General features: G+C 61.8%; 15 protein-coding genes. 8 read left to right on the forward strand and 7 right to left on the reverse strand.

Annotation, left to right across the window (positions count from 1 at the left end; all coding sequences use genetic code 11):
- Positions 1–193 precede the first annotated feature (193 nt).
- Genes zwf through BLS27_RS20570 form a run of 3 tightly spaced genes read left to right on the forward strand, consistent with a single transcriptional unit; the run spans position 194 to position 3,055 of the window.
- Positions 194–1,663: a glucose-6-phosphate dehydrogenase gene (gene zwf, locus BLS27_RS20560; protein ID WP_090346681.1), complete on the forward strand. Its 1,470-nt coding sequence runs from the start codon at positions 194–196 to the stop codon at positions 1,661–1,663.
- Positions 1,650–2,363 (forward strand): 6-phosphogluconolactonase, encoded by a 714-nt coding sequence (pgl, locus tag BLS27_RS20565; protein ID WP_090346684.1) that lies wholly within the window; start codon positions 1,650–1,652, stop codon positions 2,361–2,363. Before zwf ends, pgl begins: the two co-directional genes overlap by 14 nt.
- A gap of 17 nt (positions 2,364–2,380) precedes the next feature.
- The gene (locus BLS27_RS20570; RefSeq protein ID WP_043210636.1) at positions 2,381–3,055 is read left to right on the forward strand and encodes a bifunctional 4-hydroxy-2-oxoglutarate aldolase/2-dehydro-3-deoxy-phosphogluconate aldolase; all 675 of its coding nucleotides are present in this window, start codon (positions 2,381–2,383) and stop codon (positions 3,053–3,055) included.
- Positions 3,056–3,198: 143 nt separating this feature from the next.
- On the opposite strand, the gene BLS27_RS20575 is transcribed toward BLS27_RS20570, so the two are convergent.
- From BLS27_RS20575 to BLS27_RS20610, 7 genes are all read right to left on the reverse strand, one after another.
- Positions 3,199–4,227 (reverse strand): DUF6384 family protein, encoded by a 1,029-nt coding sequence (locus tag BLS27_RS20575; RefSeq protein ID WP_070574751.1) that lies wholly within the window; start codon positions 4,225–4,227, stop codon positions 3,199–3,201.
- Positions 4,224–5,369 (reverse strand): merozoite surface protein 3b, encoded by a 1,146-nt coding sequence (locus BLS27_RS20580; protein ID WP_070574749.1) that lies wholly within the window; start codon positions 5,367–5,369, stop codon positions 4,224–4,226. The genes BLS27_RS20575 and BLS27_RS20580 overlap by 4 nt, the downstream gene beginning before the upstream one ends.
- On the reverse strand, positions 5,366–6,670 hold the full coding sequence (locus tag BLS27_RS20585) for a hypothetical protein (RefSeq protein WP_090346688.1): 1,305 nt from the start codon (positions 6,668–6,670) through the stop codon (positions 5,366–5,368). The genes BLS27_RS20580 and BLS27_RS20585 overlap by 4 nt, the downstream gene beginning before the upstream one ends.
- Positions 6,671–6,888: 218 nt before the next feature.
- Positions 6,889–8,562 (reverse strand): 2-isopropylmalate synthase, encoded by a 1,674-nt coding sequence (gene leuA, locus BLS27_RS20590; RefSeq protein ID WP_043210635.1) that lies wholly within the window; start codon positions 8,560–8,562, stop codon positions 6,889–6,891.
- Between the two features lie 431 nt (positions 8,563–8,993).
- Positions 8,994–9,821, reverse strand: a complete 828-nt coding sequence (locus BLS27_RS20600) for a M23 family metallopeptidase (RefSeq protein WP_043210631.1) — start codon at positions 9,819–9,821, stop codon at positions 8,994–8,996.
- Between the two features lie 3 nt (positions 9,822–9,824).
- Positions 9,825–11,204, reverse strand: coding sequence for an exodeoxyribonuclease VII large subunit (gene xseA, locus BLS27_RS20605; RefSeq protein ID WP_090346727.1), 1,380 nt, complete (start codon positions 11,202–11,204; stop codon positions 9,825–9,827).
- Between the two features lie 20 nt (positions 11,205–11,224).
- A complete protein-coding gene (locus BLS27_RS20610) occupies positions 11,225–12,130 on the reverse strand; it encodes a LysR family transcriptional regulator (protein WP_090346693.1) in 906 nt (301 codons plus the stop codon).
- Between the two features lie 97 nt (positions 12,131–12,227).
- Here BLS27_RS20610 and BLS27_RS20615 point away from each other — a divergent pair, with 97 nt between their 5' ends.
- From BLS27_RS20615 to BLS27_RS20635, 5 genes are all read left to right on the forward strand, one after another.
- Positions 12,228–12,983 carry a sulfite exporter TauE/SafE family protein gene (locus tag BLS27_RS20615; protein WP_043210627.1) on the forward strand — a complete coding sequence of 252 codons (756 nt, stop codon included), beginning with the start codon at positions 12,228–12,230 and terminating at the stop codon, positions 12,981–12,983.
- A gap of 46 nt (positions 12,984–13,029) precedes the next feature.
- On the forward strand, positions 13,030–13,584 hold the full coding sequence (locus BLS27_RS20620; protein WP_090346696.1) for a sugar ABC transporter ATPase: 555 nt from the start codon (positions 13,030–13,032) through the stop codon (positions 13,582–13,584).
- 147 nt (positions 13,585–13,731) lie between these two features.
- Entirely contained in the window at positions 13,732–15,201 is a 1,470-nt protein-coding gene (gene guaB / locus BLS27_RS20625) for an IMP dehydrogenase (protein ID WP_043210622.1), read from the forward strand.
- Positions 15,202–15,279: 78 nt separating this feature from the next.
- Positions 15,280–16,857: a glutamine-hydrolyzing GMP synthase gene (gene guaA / locus BLS27_RS20630; protein WP_070574734.1), complete on the forward strand. Its 1,578-nt coding sequence runs from the start codon at positions 15,280–15,282 to the stop codon at positions 16,855–16,857.
- Between the two features lie 176 nt (positions 16,858–17,033).
- Complete coding sequence (locus BLS27_RS20635; protein ID WP_167358125.1) at positions 17,034–20,279, forward strand: dermonecrotic toxin domain-containing protein; 3,246 nt, start codon at positions 17,034–17,036, stop codon at positions 20,277–20,279.
- Positions 20,280–20,440: the final 161 nt, after the last annotated feature.

Here is a 20,440-nt window from a genome sequence, read left to right on the forward strand (position 1 = left end):
CTTGGGTCGGGAAGACAGCCGGCTGATGGAACAGCGGGCTTTTTGCACGGTGTCTATCGTACTGTCGGCGAGGTTGCCGCACCACTTGTCTGTCACAGTTGTAGGGTAATGTTGTGGTTTTTACTACATTACCCCTTGAAAACCGCGGTTGAAAACGATATTCCTAGGCCAACTTTAGGAAAGAACCAACATCATGGCTGCGATCAGTGTAGAACCTTGCACCTTTGCCCTGTTTGGCGCCCTTGGCGACCTGGCACTGCGCAAGCTGTTTCCCGCGCTTTATCAGCTCGACCGCGCCGGCTTGCTGCACGCCGATTCGTGCCTGCTGGCCCTGGCCCGTGAAGCCGGCGATGGCGAGCAGCACCTGGCGACCATCGAGGCGCACCTGCGCCGCTTCGTGCCGGAGGCGGACATCGAGCCCGGTGCGCTGGGGCGTTTCCTCGCCCGCCTGAGCTACGTGCGCCTGGACTTCCTCCAGGCCGATGGCTACCAGGCGCTGGCCGAACAGGTGGCCGCAGACCTGCCTTTGATCGCCTATTTCGCCACGCCCGCCTCGGTGTACGGCGCGATCTGCGAGAACCTGGACAAAGCCGGCCTGGCCGCCCGTACTCGGGTCGTGCTGGAAAAGCCCATCGGTCACGACTTGGAGTCGTCCCGTCGGGTCAACGATGCCGTGGCGCGGTTCTTCCCGGAAAGTCGGGTCTATCGTATCGATCACTACCTGGGCAAGGAGACGGTGCAGAACCTCATCGCACTGCGTTTTGCCAACAGCCTGTTCGAAACCCAGTGGAACCAGAACTCTATCTCCCACGTGGAAATCACCGTGGCTGAAAAGGTGGGGATCGAAGGACGCTGGGGCTATTTCGACAAGGCCGGCCAGCTGCGCGACATGATCCAGAACCACCTGTTGCAGCTGCTGTGCCTGATTGCCATGGACCCGCCCAGCGATTTGTCCGCCGACAGCATCCGCAACGAAAAGGTGAAGGTGCTCAAAGCCCTGGCGCCAATCACCGGCGAAGCCCTGAGCACCCGGGTGGTGCGCGGCCAGTACATTGCCGGCTACAGCGATGGTGCACCGGTGCCGGGCTACCTGGAAGAAGACAACGCCAATGCTCAGAGCGACACCGAGACCTTCGTCGCCCTGCGTGCCGACATCCGCAACTGGCGCTGGTCCGGCGTGCCGTTCTACCTGCGTACCGGCAAGCGTATGCCGCAAAAGCTGTCGCAGATCGTCATCCACTTCAAGGAAACGCCGCACTACATCTTCGCCCCCGAGCAGCGTTTGCAGATCGGTAACAAGCTGATCATCCGCCTGCAGCCGGACGAAGGCATTTCTTTGCGGGTCATGACCAAGGAGCAAGGCCTGGACAAAGGCATGCAACTGCGTAGCGGGCCCTTGCAACTGAATTTCTCCGACACCTGGCGCAGCGCGCGTATCCCGGATGCCTATGAGCGTCTGTTGTTGGAAGTGATGCGCGGCAACCAGAACCTGTTCGTGCGCAAAGATGAAATTGAATATGCCTGGACGTGGTGCGATCAGCTGATTGCCGGCTGGAAGAACGCTGGCGACGCACCCAAGCCTTATGCGGCGGGGTCCTGGGGGCCGATGAGCTCCATCGCACTGATCACACGTGATGGGAGGGCGTGGTATGGCGATATCTGAACTGCAACTGCCGGCGAGCGTAACGATGCATTCGCTGGCTGATGGCAAGGCCTTGGCGGCGACATTGGCCCATGATGTGGCCGAGCGCCTGCGCCAGGCCATTGTCGATAAGGGGCAGGCGTGCCTGGTCCTGTCGGGTGGCCGCAGCCCGGTACCCTTCCTGGAGAAGCTCGCAGGCGAAGCGCTGGACTGGTCGAAGGTCACGGTCAGCCTGGCCGACGAGCGCTGGGTACCGGTCGAGCATGCCGACAGCAATGCCGGATTGCTGGTACGTCACCTGTTCAAGGGCCCGGCCGCCAAGGCTCGCTTCGTGGGCTTGTATCACTGTGCCGAGAGTCTCGATGCCGCCGCTGTTCTGGCCGACCAGGCCCTGGCTGCGTTGCCCCCAATCGATGTGCTGGTGCTGGGCATGGGCGATGACGGTCACACGGCCTCGTTGTTCCCGGCCAGCCCCAACCTGCCTGAAAGCCTGGACCTGCGAAGCACGCACCGCTGCCTGCCGATGCTGGCACCGAGTGTGCCACGCCAGCGCCTGAGCATGACCCGAGCCCTGTTGGCCAGCGCCGGTTTCACCGCGCTGTCTGTGCAAGGCCTGGGCAAACTCGCTACCCTGCGCGCCGCATTAGTGGCCGCTGACCCAACCGAAATGCCGATTCGCGCCTTTCTTCACGACCCCCTGGACATCTACTGGTGCCCATGAGCCAAGGATCCACTCTCATGACCACGCTCGAACGCCAACAGCCTCTGCTCTCGATGGCCGAGAAAGCCGCCCGGATCGACGCGATCTGCGGCAAGGCGCGCATTCTGCCGGTGATCACCATCGCCCGTGAGCAAGACATCCTGCCCCTGGCCGACGCCCTGGCCGCCGGCGGCATCCGTACCCTGGAGGTGACCCTGCGTTCCGAGCATGGCCTCAAGGCCATTCGAGTGCTGCGCGAACAGCGTCCGGAGCTGTGCATCGGTGCCGGCACCGTGCTCGATCGGACCATGTTCACTGCCGTGGAAGCGGCTGGCGCACAATTCGTGGTGACCCCTGGAGTGACCCAGGATCTCCTCCAGGCGGGCGTCGAAAGCGATATCCCGCTGTTGCCTGGCATCAGTACGCCGTCTGAAATCATGATGGGCTATGCCCTGGGCTACCGTCGCTTCAAGCTGTTCCCCGCCGAAATCAGCGGCGGCGTGGCGGCGATCAAGGCCTTCGCCGGCCCGTTCGGCGACATCCGCTTCTGCCCCACCGGTGGCGTCAACCCGGCCAACGTGCGCAACTACATGGCCCAGCCCAACGTGATGTGCGTGGGCGGGACCTGGATGCTCGACAGCAGCTGGATCAAGAACGGCGACTGGGCACGGATCGAGGCCTGCAGCGCCGAGGCGATGGCACTGCTGGACTGAACCTGATTCTGTTGTGTGCTACAACGCTTGCGGGGCGCCGAATTGGCGCCCCTTTTTTTGCCTGCCATGAAGACGATGTGTGAGCGCTGCCCGGGGAGCGGTCCTCAATAGAGGCGCCGCAGGCGTGCCTGCGGTCGGTCCGGTCAGAAGCGGGCGGTGATGTACTGTGGGTCTTCGGATGGGTTGTCGTATCTGCCACCGGGAATAATGCGAGCGTCGAAACCTCGGTCAAGGCTGTAGGCGTCCTTCTTGCCGAAGATCGGCTTGTCGATGTGGCCAGTGGCTCTCTTGCTTTTGCGCGACCTGAGGTATTGCGCACGGCTGACCTGGACGCCCACGGTGTCGGTGAAGGTGGTTAAGCCGTTGCTGCCTAACACCGGCATTGTCACCACCCGCCCCTGAGGGTCGTGCCCTTGGAAGACCAGGAACCATGCCTTGCCGTCTTTACTGCCTCGCTGGCACGTGTCGCCCATCAGGCAGCGTTCGTAACCGGACACCTCGCCCGTGCCGTCGGGAATCACCAGTTGCAGTTTCGACTCGACGAAGTCTGTGAACAACTGCAATTCGCGAAGCGCTTGGCTGGATGCGGCCGGTTGATGGTTGGCTACCAGCGGGCCGGTTGACAGGGCGTACGGCATCAGCCTGGCGCGCATGTCGCTCGACAGCGGCATGGCGTCGATACGGGCCATCAGCTGCGTGTATTGCTCCAGGCGTGCCTGGTAGGCGGCCTGTTCTGCTTTTGACGACCACTGTGGTGCGGGCACGGCCAGGCCGTTGCCGGCGCTGGCAACGCTGGATTTGCTCGGTTGGGAGGGTGCCGGAGATTGGTGCTGCTTGGTCGCCAGCAGCGTGCCGCCGAGCAGGGCGACGCCTACCAGCAACCACGCTGTCAGCGCGCGGCGCAGGAGAAGTCCGGCCAGCAATCGGCGCGGCCAGCTCAGCGCGGGCGCCTCGAACACCAGGCGGCGGGCGAAGAACTCGCGCACGCCTTGTTCGATCAGCGCGTCATCGCAGGCGATGCCCTGGCGTTGATAGTAGCCACGGATGCGTTCGGCGACTTCCTCGCGGCGCCGCGGCAGGTCCAGATGTTCCTGCATCTGGCGTTGCTGAAGGCGTAGCTCGTCGACCAGGGCCATGGCCCCCATCTGTTCGCTGAATGTGCCGTTGCTCATTGCGCGGCTTTGGTCAGCAGGGCGGAGAAGGCGCGCTTGGCGTCTTCCACGGCGGTGGCGATTTCCTGTGCAGCTTTGGTGGACTCTGCACGGTAGGTGTCGGTCAGGCCTTTCATGTCATTCTGGAAGTCCAGGGTGGCCTGGGCCAGGGCGCGTACCGAATCGACGCGGACGGTCGAGCCATAGCTGGCCTTGAGTGCGGCGTCCAGCTGTTGGTTACCCAGTTGGCCAAGGGCTTCGAGCCCCTTGCTGATGCCATCGGTGGTGGCATTGAGCGTGTGGGTGGCCTCGTTCATGCCCTGGTTGGCGGTGAACGAAACGGCCAGGCTGGTCAGCACCACTTCGTTGGTGGAGAAGAACGAAACCATACGTTGGTACTGGCGTTCCTTGACCACGTGGACCTGGCTGATGCGGGCGAAGACCATTTCGGCGGTGTTGTAGCCAACCCTCAGGTCATCGGCAATGTCCTTGATGATCTGGTAGCTCTTGTCTTCGTTTTGCAGCGCACGCACGGCTTCGTCGCGAGCCAGTTCCAGCGCCGCGCGCCGGGCGGGGTCCTGCTGCTCGGCTGCGGTCACCTGGGCGCTGGCCGCATCCAGGGCCTGGGTGCGCGCCTTGAGCGCCTGGGCGGCGATGGCCAGCACCTGCTGGGCCTCGACCTCGGCGGTCTTCATCGCCAGGCGGAAATCCATGTAGGTTTCCAGGATGAGGTTTTCCCGTGCGATCTGGTCGCTGGCGGCCTTGCTCACCTCCAGGTAGTGCTTGCGAATGTCGCCAAAACGGCTGGGAATCGAGCCGCGGGCCATGTTCATCCAACCCAGTTTCAGGCGTTCGAGGGTGTCCAGGCGACCATCGTCCATCCACGAGGCCATGTTCGCGGCATCTTCGCGGATCGAGGTGAAGCTTTCGGTGATGTCCAGGTAGCGGTTGGCGATGTCCATCCCCTCGATCTGCTCGCGCACGATCTGGTTGAACAGGGTGGCTTGCTGCAATACAGCGGCGATGGCCGTGACGCGGTCGTTGTCGTAATGCGCGACTTTATCCAGCAGCACTAACACCGGGGCGGGCTGAGCGGCGGGCTGGCCGAAGCTGATACCGAGTTGTTGCAGGCCATTGAGGGCTCGTTCCAGATATTGGCTCATGGGTGTCCTTGCATGAGTTGTGGGGCTGGGGAGAAGGTGTCGCTGACGGTGTGTTCCGGCGCCGTGGCCGGTGCCAGGCGTGCGGCCTTGATCGTATTGATCAGGGAACCCAGCAGCAGCGCGCGATTCATGTAGCTGTCGATCAGTGACGCATAGTCCGGGCGCGGCGCATAGCGCTCGCCTGTGGGCAACAGCAGGTGACAGGTACACCGTACGGGCGCCGTGGACTGGGCGCCGCACGTGCAAGCGAATGGGCTCATGCTGGCGCGCAAGGCGAACTCCAGTGCCTCGGCATGTCGAAGGGCGTCTAGTGCCTCGTTGATCTGCTCGGTGGCGATGTCCAGTCGCTGGCGCAGCGCCAGCAATTCCCGGCGATAGCGCTCGGGCTGGGGCGAGCCGATGGCTGCCCATTGCGCAAGTGCTGCCTCCAGTGACTCGGCCTTGAGTTCGTACTTCAGCCAGCGCAGGGCATCCTGGCCGTCCTCGTCCTCGCAGCGCGCATACCGGAGGGCTTCGAGATAAAGGGGCTCGACTTGGGCCCAGTGATCTATGACCTGGTTGACCAGCGTTTCGATGCGTCGCACTTGCTTGGCCTGGACGGGCTGTTGAGTCAGTGCCTTGCGTAGATCCTCAAGGCGCTGCTCCAGCGCGCCTATGTGTTTGTCATGCTCGGCCAGTTGTGCGGCGCTGTGTTGCTGCATGGCGTTGAGCAGCTGTTCATTGCGCAGGTTCTGGCTGAAATTGCAGTGTTTGGCGAGCCATTCGTCCAGGAACCGGTTCAGTGCGTTGCGTCGATAGGTCGTGCTGGCAAAGCCTTGCTGGCGCAGGTACCGATACATCGGATGGCGGACATAGCTCGCAAGCTTCTGCGTGCACTCCTGGCTGAGCAGTAGGTGGTCGCGCTTCAAGGGTTCGCGTGCGTCTTGAGCCTGTTGCAGTTCGTGCTGGCACTCACGCATCGCGGGGCTCTGGCTGGATTCGCCCAGCGCCTGTTGCAGATCCTGGTCCAGCTTGGCTTGATGTTCGCGCAGCGTCTGGGTCGATACGGCTGCGTCTTGGCTCGCCTGCTTCAGTTGCGCGTAGCACTGGGCTTGCTGCTGCTGACGTTGCTTGAGCACGTGCTGGATCTGGCGGGCTTCGAAGCTGTCATCGGCGATGTCGTACAGATCACTGAGAATGTGTACCTGTAATTGCAGGTGCTCTGTGTGTAGGTGGGCGCAACTGTGCAGGCAGTCGATTAGGCGGCTCAAGTAGTCTTGGCTGTTTTGGTCAGCCAGTGCCATGAGGGTGACGGGAGTCATCAGAAGCAGCGTCCCTGGTCCGTTTGCCGGTGATCGAGTGATGGCGGACGGGTTCACGGGTCGTCATCCTTGATCGAAGCGGTGGAAGATGAAGCGAGTATACCCAGCATTATGGGCAAAGTGATGGCTACCTGCCTTCTGTGTATGGCCGAGCGATCTTGCGCAAAAAAAAGGGCCCGTATCGGCGGATACGGGCCCTTTTCAGGGACGGCTGAGGCTTACGCCGCCTTGGCCGCCTGCTGGCTCAGCGAGCGGTTCAGTGCGCTGAACAGCGCCTTGAAGCTGGCGGTGGTGATGTTCTCGTCGATCCCCACGCCATGTACCGGACGACCACCGGCCACGCGCAATTCAATATAGGCCGCAGCCTTGGCATTGGTGCCGGCACCGATGGCGTGTTCGTTGTAGTCCATGATTTCCACGCTGATGGGCAGGCCGGCGACCAGCGCTTCCAGCGCGCCGTTGCCTTTACCGCGCCAGTGCAGGGTGGTTTCGCCTTCGCCGGCGACTTCCACTTCCACGGCGCTGTGGCCGTTCTCTTCCTGCAGACGATGGCTGACCAGTGCATAGGGCGTGTTGGCCTGGAGGTATTCCTTGTGCAGCAGGCTGTAAATCTGCTGAGCAGTCATCTCCAGGCCCAGGCGGTCGGTCTCGCCCTGTACCACCTGGCTGAACTCGATCTGCATGCGACGTGGCAGGCTGATGCCGTACTCCTGCTCGAGCAGGTAGGTGATGCCGCCTTTGCCGGACTGGCTGTTGACGCGGATCACCGCCTCGTAGCTGCGGCCGATGTCGGCCGGGTCGATCGGCAGGTAAGGCACTTCCCAGAGTGCGTCTTCCTTCTGCTTGGCGAAGCCTTTGCGGATGGCGTCCTGGTGCGAGCCGGAGAATGCGGTGTGAACCAGATCGCCCACGTACGGGTGACGTGGGTGCACAGGCAGCTGGTTGCACTCCTCGACGACCTTGCGTACACCGTCGATGTCGGAGAAGTCCAGTTTGGGGTCGATGCCCTGGGTGTAGAGGTTCAGGGCCAGGGTCACCAGGTCGACGTTGCCGGTACGCTCGCCGTTGCCGAACAGGCAGCCTTCGGCGCGGTCGGCGCCGGCCATCAGGCCCAGTTCGGTGGCTGCGATGCCAGTGCCGCGGTCGTTGTGGGTGTGCAGGCTGATGATCACGCTGTCGCGGCGGTTGACGTTGCGGCAGAACCATTCGATCTGGTCGGCATAGACGTTGGGCGTCGACACTTCGACGGTGGCCGGCAGGTTGAGGATGATCTTGTGTTCAGGGGTCGGGTTCCACACCTCGATCACCGCGTCGCAGACCTCCTTGGCGAACTCCATCTCGGTGGCGCTGAAGGTTTCCGGCGAGTACTGGAACGTCCACTGGGTTTCCGGCTGCTGAGCGGCATACTTGACGAACAGCTTGGCGGCGTTCACCGCGATGTCCTTCACGCCCTGCTTGTCCTGGTTGAAGACAATGCGGCGGAACGACGGCGAAGTGGCGTTGTACAGGTGGACGATGGCTTTCTTGGCGCCACGCAGGGATTCGAAAGTACGCGCGATCAAGTCTTCACGGGCCTGGGTGAGCACCTGGATGGTGGTGTCGTCCGGGATGTGGCCGTCTTCGATCAGGGTGCGCACGAAGTCGAAGTCGGTTTGCGAGGCGGACGGGAACGAGGCTTCGATTTCCTTCACGCCGACCTGCACCAAGGTCTTCCAGAAACGCAGTTTCTTCTCCGAATCCATCGGCTCGATCAGCGACTGGTTGCCGTCACGCAAGTCGGAGCTGCACCAGATCGGCGCCTGGGTGATGGTCTTCGACGGCCAGGTACGGTCCGGCAGATCGATGGTCGGGAAGGCGCGGTATTTCTTCGAAGGGTCTTTGAGCATGGTCATGGAAGCAATCCTTTTATGTGCGGCCGAGATCGGGCCTGCCGAGCGATAACGAGATGAAGAGGCGAGGCGACACGATCAGCCTGGTAGTCGGGCGCTGACCAGGCAGAGGCTGCGATGTTGTCGGAGCAGAATGAGGGTGCTGAAGGTTTTCATGCCTCAACCCTAACCAGTGACCGGTGGGATGGCAAGCATTCGGAAAAAATTGAGAGGAATGCTTAAAAAAAGCGCTTGTGCGAGATTTTATGGCTGATATCGAACGGCGACTTCGGTATTTTTGCGCGCTATTTTTTGATGGCGCAACTCAAGGGAAAGGTTGTTGGCGGTGTGAGCCTTTTCGCGGGTAAACCCGCCGCCACAGGGTTCTGTGAACGCCTCCAATACAGCGTCGGCCTTGTGGGTGCGGGTTCACTCGCGAAGTCGGTACGCCTGGATCAGGGCTGAAACGCCCCGATGAAAATTGCCGGATCCACCCGCGCGTCGTTGAGACTGACGTTCCAGTGCATATGCGGCCCGGTCGCCCGGCCTGTGGCGCCCACGCGGCCGACCACCTCGCCGCGACGCAGCGTCTGGCCAGGTTTCACATCGATCTTGGACATGTGGCAAAACATGCTGATGAAGCCCTGTCCGTGATCGACGAACACGGTACGGCCATTGAAGAAGTAATCCCCCACCAAGATCACCTTGCCATTGGCCGGGGTCTTGATAGGCGTACCGGCGGGCACGGCGAAGTCCAGGCCGGCATGGGGGTTGCGCTCCTCTCCGTTGAAGAAGCGACGCACGCCGAACTTGCTCGACAGTGGCCCGCTGACCGGTTTGTCGAGGATCAGGTTGCTCGGCAGGGCAGGGCTGAAGCTGCGGTAGGCCTTGAGCTGTTCGGCCAGCTCGCGCTCGATGCGTTTGAGGTCGGCGGGGTCGGGATTGACCTGGCGCTTGTTCTTCAACGTGATGTGTTGCTCGGGGTACTTCTTGCTGCCGACCGTGAAGGGCAGGGTACGCGAACCTTGGGTGAGCACCGCGGTGCCGGGCTTCTGGGTCAGAGGAATGCCGACGATGGCCAGCCAGTTGCCCTGCTCCTGGACCACCAGCACCGGCTTGCCATCGAAGCGTGCGCTGGGTGCCGAGGGGGCAGGGCCCAGGTCGACCACCGCCACGCCTCCGGGCACCGGCTTGTTCAGCTGGCGCGTGATGTAGCTGGCCTGGGCGTGGGTACCGAGCAACAGCAAGAAGAAGGCGAGCAGAGGGGCGAGCAGGCGGGGCATGTGTCAGTCCAGTAGCGAGAGGGTGACCGGAGTCTGGTGGTTGTCCTCGACCCGCACCTTGAGCTCGCCTTCGTTCAGGCGGGCGGTCAGGCGCTGGCCGTTGTGGGTCTGGGCGGCGCTGCGGATGGCCTGGCCGCGCTCGTCGAGCAGAATGCTGTAGCCGCGGGCCAGGGTCGCCAGGGGGCTGACCACGTGCAAGGTCTGCAACTGGGCCTGGAAGCGTTGCCGACGATCCTTGAGCACTTCGCGCATAGCCCGCGGGAGGCGTTCGGCGAGGCTGTCCAGGCGCTGGCCAAGCAGTTTAAGCGCGCGCCCCGGATGTTGCGCGGCCAGGCGGGTGTCCAGACGGCCCAGGCGCTCGTGGCGCTGGTTCATGTTGAGCATGAAGGCGCGGCGCAGGCGCATATCCAGGTCATCCAGGCGCTGTGCCTGTTGGCGCAAGCGCTCGCCGGGGTGGCGCAGGCGGCGGGCCAGGCCATCCAGGCGCAGGTGATCATGAGCCAGGCGGTTTTTCATGCGTAGCAACAGGCGCCGCTGCAGGCTGTCCAGGCGCTGTTGCAGACCGCTGCTGTCCGGCGCCAGCAATTCGGCGGCGGCCGATGGGGTCGGCGCGCGCACATCGGCGACGAAGTCGCTGATCGAGACGTCGGTTTCATGACCCACGGCGCTGACGATGGGCGTCACGCACGCGGCCACGGCGCGGGCGACGTCCTCTTCGTTAAAGCACCACAGGTCCTCCAGCGAACCTCCGCCCCGGGCCAGGATCAATGCATCGAAGCCCATGCTGTCGGCCAGGCGCAGGGCTCGGACGATCTGGGCAATGGCCTCGCGGCCCTGTACTGCGGTGGGAATCAGGTTCAGTTCCACTTGGGGGGCGCGTCGGCCGAACACGCTGATGATGTCGCGGATCACCGCGCCAGTGGGGGAGGTGATGATGCCGATGCGGCGCGGGTGGGCCGGCAGAGGTTGCTTGCGTTCGGCACTGAACAGGCCCTCGGCGCCGAGCTTTTCCTTCAAGGCCTCGAAGGCCAGGCGCAGGGCGCCATCCCCTGCGGGCTCGACCGTGTCGAGAATCAGTTGGTAGTCACCACGCCCCTCGAACAGCGATACCTTGCCGCGCACCCTGACTGCCAGGCCATCGCGCAGGGTCTGGCGTACGCGTACTGCATTCTGCCGAAACAGTGCGCAGCGCACCTGGGCGCCGCTGTCCTTGAGGGTGAAGTACATGTGCCCGGAGGCCGGGCGGGCGAGGTTGGATATCTCGCCTTCCACCCAGACACTGCGGAACACATCCTCGAGCAGCACGCGCGCGCGGCCGTTGAGCTGGCTGACGGTGAGGACCTCGCGGTCCAGGCCGAGTCGTTCGAAGGGGTCTCTGATCATGGCCGGCATCATAAAGGACATCACGCCTGGTTGTCTGTGCTGGCGCTTGAGCCGGGCATTGTCGAGACGAACTGGCGCACCAGTTCCCCCGCGTCTCGTCGACACGCCAGGGCCACGGTGCTCGGGCAAGCCTCTTGCAACGGTATGAAGCGCACCGAGTCCGGCGCGATGTCGCGCATACAGGCTGGTAACAGCGCCACCCCGAATCCTGCCTGTATCAGCTGCAGTTGCGTGGTCTTGCGAGACACGACCTGGGCGGCGCGTGGAAAGAATCCTGCCTCCATGCACAACGAAGCGGACAGGTAGCTCAAGCCCCCTCGCTGTCGATGAGGGATGGAAATGAAACGCTCATCTCGTAATCGCGCCAGTGCCACCTGGGGGGCGTCGGCCAGTGGATGGTCTGCCGCCACGGCCAAGAGCAATGGCTCGCTGAACAGGGCATGGATCTCCACCTCCTGGTGCTGGCGCAGCACCGGCAGACGCAACAGGCCGAGTTCGAGCCGGCCTTCGGCGATGTCTTCTAGTTGGGCCTCGGAGGACTGCTGTGCAATCTCCAGGGACACGCCAGGATTGTTGTTCAGGTAGCTGCCCAGGCTCGCCAAGAGCCGGCCGGTCAAGGGGACGGTGCTGGAGTGATTGAGGCGCAGACTGCCGCGCAGGCCCTGGCCGATCTCCTGGGCCAGGCGCTCGGCTTGGTCCAGATCGGCCAGCAGGCGCTGCGCGCGATCGAGAAAGGCCAGGCCAGCCGAGGTCAGCCGAGGCTGGCGGGCAGTTCGCTCGAACAAAGGCGTACCGAGCTGATGTTCCAGCTCCTTGATCTGACGGCTTAGCGCAGACTGGGCGATGTATAGCCGCTCGGCGGCCGCGCTGAAGCTGCCGCTCTGGGCTATTTCAACGAAGTAGCGCAACTGGCGGATGGAAGTCATGACATGCCTTTTCGAGATATCTGAGGGTTAAAAGGCATATTAGTCGGCATGGCTCGTGGCTGGCTAACCTGTCTCGGTGTTTTCAGGAGTCATGCCCATGCTTGCTCAATTGCCGTTTTCAGGTCTCGACTGGCTGCCCATCCTGCTGGGGGTAGGCGTGGCCTACATCGTGTTCGGTATCGCCGGTTTCGGTACGGCGTTGGTGGCGGGGCCGGTGCTGATCCACTTCATGCCATTGTCGCGGATCATTCCGTTGCTGGTGCTGCTGGACTTCGTCGCGGCCTTTGGCAACTGGTTGCCATCGCGCCAGTCGGTGGTGCGTGGCGAACTGCTGCGCTTGCTGCCGTGCATGGCGCTGGGCTGTACCTTGGGCGTGGTCTTTCTGCTACGCCTGAAATCGGACCTTCTGCTGTTGCTGATGGGCCTGTTCGTGACCGGGTATGCGTTGTATAGCCTGGCCGTAAAGGTGCGGCCGGCGCGACTCGCAGGCGCCTGGGCGGTGCCGATGGGCACGGCGGGTGGGCTGTTCGGCGCCTTGTTCGGCAGCGGTGGCTTTCTGTATGCGATCTACCTCAATGCCCGGCTGGATTCAACGGAACAGGCAAGGGCGACCCAGAGTGCGCTCATCAGTTGCAGTACTGTTGTGCGCCTGTCGTTGTTTGTTGCTGCCGGGGTATACGCCGATGCCAGCCTGTTGTTTGTCGCGGCCTGCCTGCTGCCGGTGATGGCTGCCGGGCTGTGGCTGGGGCGGCACCTGTCCTTGAGGCTGTCCCGCGAAGCCTTCGTGCGTGTGGTCACCTGGCTGGTGCTGGGCAGTGGCGTGGCGTTGATCGGTCGCTACCTGGGCGGCTGAGCGGTAGAATCTCGCTATTACCGCAGTCCGCAGGCCCGTTTCGTTCATGAACACCCAGAGCATCATCGTTCCCAAACTCTCCACCGTCCCGGTCCACGAAGCCCGTGCCCGGGCGATCCTGCGCTGGTTGGTGCGCGAGAAGATCGTCGAGGAGCAGCTCAGCACCTGTGGGCGCACCGGCAATCGCATGGGGTACGCCTTGGCCCAGGGCGCACGCAAGGTCGCGTTGCATCCGGAACGACTCCCCTTCGGCGAGCAGATCAACGGCCTGGAGGTGATGCTCAAGCGCTGCATCTATACACCGACCGAGGGCTTTCTCGAAGAAGCGGGTTGCCCTGAGTGTCGGCGCGAAATCGGCGAGCCGCTGTTCGAGAGCCTGGAGGAGTGGATGCCTGGGGTGAGCGACAACTTCACCTGCCCGCTGTGCGGCTTCGAGGACGACATCAACGGCTTTTTGTTCCTGCAGCCGTGCGCCTTTTCCAACCTGGGGTTCATCTTCAACAACTGGGGCGAGGCCGGGTTCACCCAGGCCTTTCTCGACAGCTTCGCCGACTGGTTGGACCAGCCGGTGGCGGTGGTGCAGGTCAACTGCCAGCCATAAGTGGCAAGCGACAGCAAAAGCGCAGACGTGGGTGGAGTGAATCTCGTCGCTTGCCGCTTGTAACTTGGAGCTTGAATTGCATTGAGCGGCGCGCCGTGGATGAGTATAATGGCGCGCTTCCATTTTTCCCGCCCGGGAGCCCCCGCGATGCTGCGTATCAGCCAAGAAGCCCTGACCTTCGACGATATTCTCCTTGTACCTGGCTATTCTGAGGTACTGCCCAATGAAGTCAGTCTCAAGACCCGTTTGACCCGCGGCATCGAGCTGAACATTCCCCTGGTTTCCGCCGCCATGGATACCGTGACCGAAGCGCGCCTGGCCATCGCCATGGCCCAGGAAGGCGGCATCGGCATCATCCACAAGAACATGACCATCGAGCAGCAAGCTGCCGAAGTGCGCAAGGTCAAGAAGTTCGAGGCTGGCGTGGTCAAGGACCCGATCACCATCGACGCCGACGCCACCGTGCGCGACCTGTTCGACCTGACCCGCCTGAACAACATCTCCGGTGTTCCAGTGCTGGAGAACGGCGACCTGGTCGGCATCGTCACCTCCCGTGACGTGCGCTTCGAAAGCCGCCTGGACGCCAAGGTTCGTGAAGTGATGACGCCCAAAGAGCGTCTGGTCACCGTGCGCGAAGGCGCCGACAAGAACGAAGTCCGCGAGCTGCTGCACAAGCACCGCCTGGAAAAAGTCCTGATCGTCGACGACAAGTTCAGCCTCAAGGGCATGATGACCGTCAAGGACATCGAAAAAGCCAAGGCCTACCCGCTGGCCAGCAAGGACGACCAAGGTCGTCTGCGCGTCGGCGCTGCGGTCGGCACCGGCAAGGATACCGGCGAGCGCGTTGCCGCCCTGGTTGCCGCCGGCGTTGACGTGGTGGTGGTCGACACCGCCCACGGCCACAGCAAGGGCGTGATCGATCGCGTTCGCTGGGTCAAAGAGACCTACCCGCAAGTGCAGGTGATCGGCGGCAATATCGCCACCGGCGCCGCTGCCAAAGCCCTGGCCGAAGCCGGCGCTGACGCGGTCAAGGTCGGTATTGGCCCGGGCTCGATCTGCACCACCCGTATCGTCGCCGGTGTCGGTGTGCCGCAGATCAGCGCCATCGCCAACGTCGCCGCCGCACTGGAAGGCACTGGCGTACCGCTGATCGCCGACGGTGGCATCCGCTTCTCCGGTGACCTGTCCAAGGCCATCGTCGCTGGCGCCTCCTGCGTCATGATGGGTTCGATGTTCGCCGGCACCGAAGAGGCGCCGGGTGAGGTCGAGCTGTTCCAGGGCCGTTCCTACAAGGCTTACCGCGGCATGGGCTCGCTGGGCGCCATGGCACAGGCCCAAGGCTCCTCGGACCGTTACTTCCAGGACTCCTCGGCTGGCGCCGAGAAGCTGGTTCCGGAAGGCATCGAAGGCCGTGTGCCGTACAAGGGCGCCCTGGCTGCGATCATCCACCAACTGATGGGTGGCCTGCGTTCTTCCATGGGCTACACCGGCAGCGCGACCATCGAAGAGATGCGCACCAAGCCTGAATTCGTGCGCATCACCGGTGCCGGCATGGCCGAGTCCCATGTGCATGACGTGCAGATCACCAAAGAAGCCCCTAACTACCGCGTAGGCTAAGGCTTCCAGCAATACCTGTTAGCGGGGCTGTCACGACAGCCCCGCGTCGTTTCCGATTTCCACTGACGAGATTGAGTCATGGCCCTCGACATTCACGCTCACCGCATCCTGATCCTCGATTTCGGTTCCCAGTACACCCAGTTGATCGCCCGCCGCGTGCGCGAGATCGGTGTCTACTGCGAACTGCACCCGTTCGACATGGACGATGAAGCGATCCGCGAATTCAACCCACGCGGCATCATCCTCGCTGGCGGCCCCGAGTCGGTCCACGAAGCCAACAGCCCGCGCGCACCGCAAGCGGTCTTCGACCTGAACGTGCCGGTACTGGGTATCTGCTACGGCATGCAGACCATGGCCGAACAGATGGGCGGCAAGGTCGAAGGTTCCGACCTGCGCGAGTTCGGTTACGCGCGTGTTGATGTGGTCGGCAAGAGCCGCCTGCTCGACGGTATCGAAGACCACGTTGATGACGACGGTGTACTGGGTCTGGACGTTTGGATGAGCCACGGCGACAAGGTCACCCAGATGCCGGGCAACTTCCACGTGCTGGCCAGCACCCCGAGCTGCCCGATCGCCGGCATGTTCGACGACGCGCGTGGCTACTACGGCGTGCAGTTCCACCCGGAAGTGACCCACACCAAGCAGGGCGGTCGCATCCTGTCCCGCTTCGTCCAGGACATCTGCGGCTGCGAGGCCCTGTGGACCCCGTCCAACATCGTTGAAGACGCCATCGCCCAGGTCCGTGAGCAAGTCGGCTCGGCCAACGTGCTGCTGGGCCTGTCCGGCGGTGTCGACTCCTCGGTGGTCGCCGCGCTGCTGCACCGCGCCATCGGCGACCAACTGACCTGCGTCTTCGTCGACAACGGCCTGCTGCGCTTGCACGAAGGCGACCAAGTGATGGCCATGTTCAAGGAGAACATGGGCGTCAAGGTCATCCGCGCCGATGCCGAGCAGCAGTTCCTCGACAACCTGGCCGGCGAAACCGACCCGGAGAAGAAGCGCAAGATCATCGGTCGCACCTTCATCGACGTGTTCGATGCCGAAGCCAGCAAGCTGGAGAACATCCAGTTCCTTGCCCAGGGCACCATCTACCCGGACGTGATCGAGTCGGCGGGCGCCAAGAGCGGCAAGGCCCATGTGATCAAGTCGCACCACAACGTTGGCGGCCTGCCGGAAGAAATGAACCTCAAGCTGGTCGAGCCACTGCGCGAGCTGTTCAAGGACGAAGTACGCAAGATCGGCCTGGAACTGGGCCTGCCGTACGACATGGTCTACCGTCACCCGTTCCCGGGCCCAGGCCTGGGCGTGCGTATCCTGGGTGAAGTGAAGAAGGAATACGCCGACCTGCTGCGTCGCGCTGACCATATCTTCATCGAAGAACTGCGCAAGGCCGACTGGTACCACAAGACCAGCCAGGCATTCGTGGTCTTCCAGCCGGTCAAGTCGGTCGGCGTCGTTGGCGATGGCCGTCGCTACGCCTGGGTCGTGGCCCTGCGCGCCGTCGAGACCGTGGACTTCATGACCGCTCGCTGGGCGCACCTGCCATACGAGCTGCTGGAAACCGTCAGCGGCCGTATCATCAACGAGATCGACGGCATCTCCCGCGTCACCTACGACGTGTCGAGCAAGCCGCCAGCCACCATCGAGTGGGAATGACCGGCTTGCCGGAGTAACCCGGCAACTGAAGCGCCAACAAAAAGCCCGCATATCTGCGGGCTTTTTGTTGGGCGCGCCGCAGCGGATGGCGGGTTCTCAGCAGGTGGTAAATAGTTGGATTTTTAAGAATCGGCAGACTTCGCATGCTATGGACTTCATTGCGAAGGACTGTCGAAATGACCGAGCGAAGCGTTTTCCAGGATTTAAACGACGAAGTAACTGCCTCCAGGCAGGAAGCGAGCGGGCCTTTTTTATTGAAGGACTTCGTGAACCAGCAGGCATTGGACTATCCATCGCCGCGCAAATTCGCCCATGACGTGGCCAAGGCCTATGTATTGCAAGCGTTGGCGCTGGATATCGACCCTGATGATCTGTTCATCACGACCTTGTATATCGATGCCTGGGATGAGGGTGATCAACGCGCAAACATCGCATCGTCCATGACCTTGACCGATGCCCTGATGCGTAATTGGCAGCAACAGGGTGATGGCAGCCTCTTTAGTCATCTTGGGACATTGGAGGCGTTCAGGGTCGAGGGCTATCCCACGGTCATCAGCGAGGCGCCTCTGCCGTTGGATAACTGCTTTGCCTATGAGGCGATCTATCGCAAGACCACGCCTCAGCGCTTTTCCAGTGATACGCAAGTCCGCCTGGACCCGAAGCAGTTCAAACATTTCGCCTGGGAGGCCGATCTTCAAGCGAACTATCTGAGGCACTTGAAGAACTTCTGGCGTCTTCATGAGCGCGATTACAACTTGCTGATCAAGGCATCGGTGCTCAGGGCTGCCTTTGTTCAGCATGAAGAAGGTTCGCTGACGCTCAATGACAAGTACATGGTGCTCAGGGCCTTGGGGCTTGAGGTGTCCACCACTTGGGAAACACTGACTTACCAGGCGTTCGAACAAGCGGCGCTCGGTCAGCATGTCGTTAGCATTCGCGAGCTCTTGGTTTATCGCTATACGGCGAGCGACATTATTGTCTTCAAGGATGAACAGTCCGGACGCCTGCTGGTTTACATCCCCGGCAATTCTTCGCCGCTGCAGGGTTTTGAGGATATGGCAGCGTTTTGCGACTGGTTCGCCCTGCAGTGCAGATTCACTCAGCGACGCACGGTTCTGGAAGGTCATTTCAAGGCCGAAGACGACCCGGACGGGATATTCGTGTCAGGCCTAAAGACAGCGCTGTTGGGGCTGGGGGCTTTTCCCTCTTGGCATGTGGGCAATTACTCCCGCTGGAATCCGCACGATGAAATTAGCCTCGGCCCCGCTCTACATCCTTGGCCGTTCACACATTTCAAAAACTCTCTGAAAAGCCGTCTGCAGTCCGATGCCGTGCGGCTGATTCGAAGCCGTGCCGCTTACAATCAAGGGGTCGCAGGCGAGGTACTGTCCACCGCATTGACTGTCACCAGTATCGTTGCAATGGCGATCCCGGCACTTTGGCTGCCCGTGGCAACGATGTCCGCTGCGCTGATCGGCTTGGGAGCCGATGAGGTCGTCAACGGCACGGTCGAGGATCAGGCGCAAGGCAAGCGCCGCATCGTCTTTGGCATTCTCAACGCTGTGCCAGCCACCTTGGAGCTGGCCAAGGCTGCAGGCGCTGCGGCGCGGGTAGGCGATACGGTCACCCCAGGGGCTGCGGACGAGATAGGGCAAAAGGCAAATACGCTCACCCCCCAGGAAAAACTGGAAAATGCCACTACGGCAGAGCAGCAGGAGCAAGAGATTGCCCGTCAGCGAGAAGAGCGGGCCAATGAATCGGCCGATGAGCGAATGGCCCGTCGCGCGCATGAAGAGACGCAAAGGCAGGCGCGCGCCAACCTCCATGCTCAAACCTTTGACAGTGTGAAGGCGTTCGGTATCGAGCCCGACGGCCTTCGTTCATTGTCACCCCAACTGCGCGATGAACTGGCCAAGTTCGAATACAACGGGCCGCTGGGCGAGGGCGGCAAATGGGTGGTGGATGATTTCGGTGCTGTCTATCAGGAAACCGACGCAGCTTCCGGAGTCCTCACTCGCTACGCTCGGGTACATGCCAAGGTCTACCGTGTCGAGCGCATCGAGCGCGCAGGGCAGTACAGAATCGTTTCTCCATACGAGGCCGATATCCAAGGCCCCTATATCAAACGGTTGAAGGGGTTTTATTCCGATATCGATGTCAAACCTGGCCTGCGCGGTGGTGAGAGTTTCATCGAGGTGACAGCGCAGGCTGAGCCGTTGCCGGAGCGTGTCAAACCGGGCATTACCCTGGTTCGTGCACATCCTCCCGTACAGATCGAAGTGCCCTTGGATGGTATCGAGGTGCGCCCGGCGTTCGAAGAAGAACAACAGATAGACACGTATTACGCGATGAACTCCGCCGAGGGCACGCGCGTCACTTTCGATGCCGATATCGGGGGATGGAAATCTTATGATGGAAAGGTCCACTGGCTGAACAATAAGGGTGTCTGGAAGCAAGGCAGTGTGAAGTCGTTTCTTGCGGCTCGGGCATCGCTTCGGTTCGGCGTGCGTTATGAGATCTACACGTTTCCTCGTATTCCGGGCGTCTCGCAGGAGGCCCGTGCGATCAACCGGGAAGTTCACCAGATTTGGCTTGGTGAGCGAGGGCCCAGGGGAGAATTGATTGAAACGATGAAGACGAACATTCGTGCCAATCCTGGCTTGAAGTTCACGCTGCATCTGGACGTCGATAATGCCGCGTTCACGGGTGAACTGGATCGGTTGAAACAGGCGTTCGCCGAGTTCCCCAACATGGTGGTTTCAGAGCTGAGGGACGAGCCGTTTTTCTTCAAGTTTCTTACCGATAATGAAACCGTGGTGCCTTATCGTTACTTTCGCAGTGGCACCGGACAAAATCTGGCGGCCGCTTCGGATATCTTGAGGTATCGCCTGATTCACGAATACGGCGGTCTTTACATGGATTGTGATGACGTCATGGTCGGGGCGTTCGAAGACGCTGAACTCAATGCGGGGCCGGATGATGTATTGACCGGTGGGGCAGTCTCGTCACCAAGAATGGGCTTTTACGGCCCAGGTAACAGCCATTTTGCGAGTCACGCCGGTAATCCGGTCCTGCAGGAGATCCAGCAGGCGGCCTATCGTCGTTGGATCAATGAGATCGACGCACTGCGGGAGCTGGAAAGTTCCCGCGGGCTAAACGCTGACGGGACCAATCCCTATATGCGCAAGATCTTTGCAATCAGTGGTCCTCAGATGTTCCTCGACACACTTAAGCGCGCACGTCCAGATTACGCGGACCTGCTTGACGATGTGTTGAAGCCCAAGGCGGGGATGCGTTCTCTGGCGTATCTCGAATTTCGAGATGCTGCCGTTGATTTCTATGCCCCCTTTGGGCGGCGGTTGAAAATCCGGGCAGGAGCGGAGAATTCCTGGAGTGCGACGGTGGGTCAGGCGGGCAATTGATAGCGAGGCGCGTAGAGGGTTATGGGGAGTCAGGCCTTCTGCGCGCTCCCGCTGCGACAAGGTGATCCAGTCGCCCGCTCAAGACTTCACTTAATCTTTCGCAAATGCAGGTGTATCGTATTCGCCCTTCATTGCCAGCACTGCTGGCAGACTGATTGCGC

This window comes from Pseudomonas guariconensis, assembly GCF_900102675.1.
Taxonomy (GTDB): Bacteria; Pseudomonadota; Gammaproteobacteria; order Pseudomonadales; family Pseudomonadaceae; genus Aquipseudomonas; species Aquipseudomonas guariconensis.

Bases quoted from the DNA above. Each gene is read 5' to 3' on its own strand.
- zwf (WP_090346681.1), top strand. From the start codon at position 194: ATGGCTGCGATCAGTGTAGAACCTTGCACCTTTGCCCTGTTTGGCGCC.
- pgl (WP_090346684.1), top strand. From the start codon at position 1,650: ATGGCGATATCTGAACTGCAACTGCCGGCGAGCGTAACGATGCATTCG.
- BLS27_RS20570 (WP_043210636.1), top strand. From the start codon at position 2,381: ATGACCACGCTCGAACGCCAACAGCCTCTGCTCTCGATGGCCGAGAAA.
- BLS27_RS20575 (WP_070574751.1), bottom strand. From the start codon at position 4,227: ATGAGCAACGGCACATTCAGCGAACAGATGGGGGCCATGGCCCTGGTC.
- BLS27_RS20580 (WP_070574749.1), bottom strand. From the start codon at position 5,369: ATGAGCCAATATCTGGAACGAGCCCTCAATGGCCTGCAACAACTCGGT.
- BLS27_RS20585 (WP_090346688.1), bottom strand. From the start codon at position 6,670: ATGACTCCCGTCACCCTCATGGCACTGGCTGACCAAAACAGCCAAGAC.
- leuA (WP_043210635.1), bottom strand. From the start codon at position 8,562: ATGACCATGCTCAAAGACCCTTCGAAGAAATACCGCGCCTTCCCGACC.
- BLS27_RS20600 (WP_043210631.1), bottom strand. From the start codon at position 9,821: ATGCCCCGCCTGCTCGCCCCTCTGCTCGCCTTCTTCTTGCTGTTGCTC.
- xseA (WP_090346727.1), bottom strand. From the start codon at position 11,204: ATGATCAGAGACCCCTTCGAACGACTCGGCCTGGACCGCGAGGTCCTC.
- BLS27_RS20610 (WP_090346693.1), bottom strand. From the start codon at position 12,130: ATGACTTCCATCCGCCAGTTGCGCTACTTCGTTGAAATAGCCCAGAGC.
- BLS27_RS20615 (WP_043210627.1), top strand. From the start codon at position 12,228: ATGCTTGCTCAATTGCCGTTTTCAGGTCTCGACTGGCTGCCCATCCTG.
- BLS27_RS20620 (WP_090346696.1), top strand. From the start codon at position 13,030: ATGAACACCCAGAGCATCATCGTTCCCAAACTCTCCACCGTCCCGGTC.
- guaB (WP_043210622.1), top strand. From the start codon at position 13,732: ATGCTGCGTATCAGCCAAGAAGCCCTGACCTTCGACGATATTCTCCTT.
- guaA (WP_070574734.1), top strand. From the start codon at position 15,280: ATGGCCCTCGACATTCACGCTCACCGCATCCTGATCCTCGATTTCGGT.
- BLS27_RS20635 (WP_167358125.1), top strand. From the start codon at position 17,034: ATGACCGAGCGAAGCGTTTTCCAGGATTTAAACGACGAAGTAACTGCC.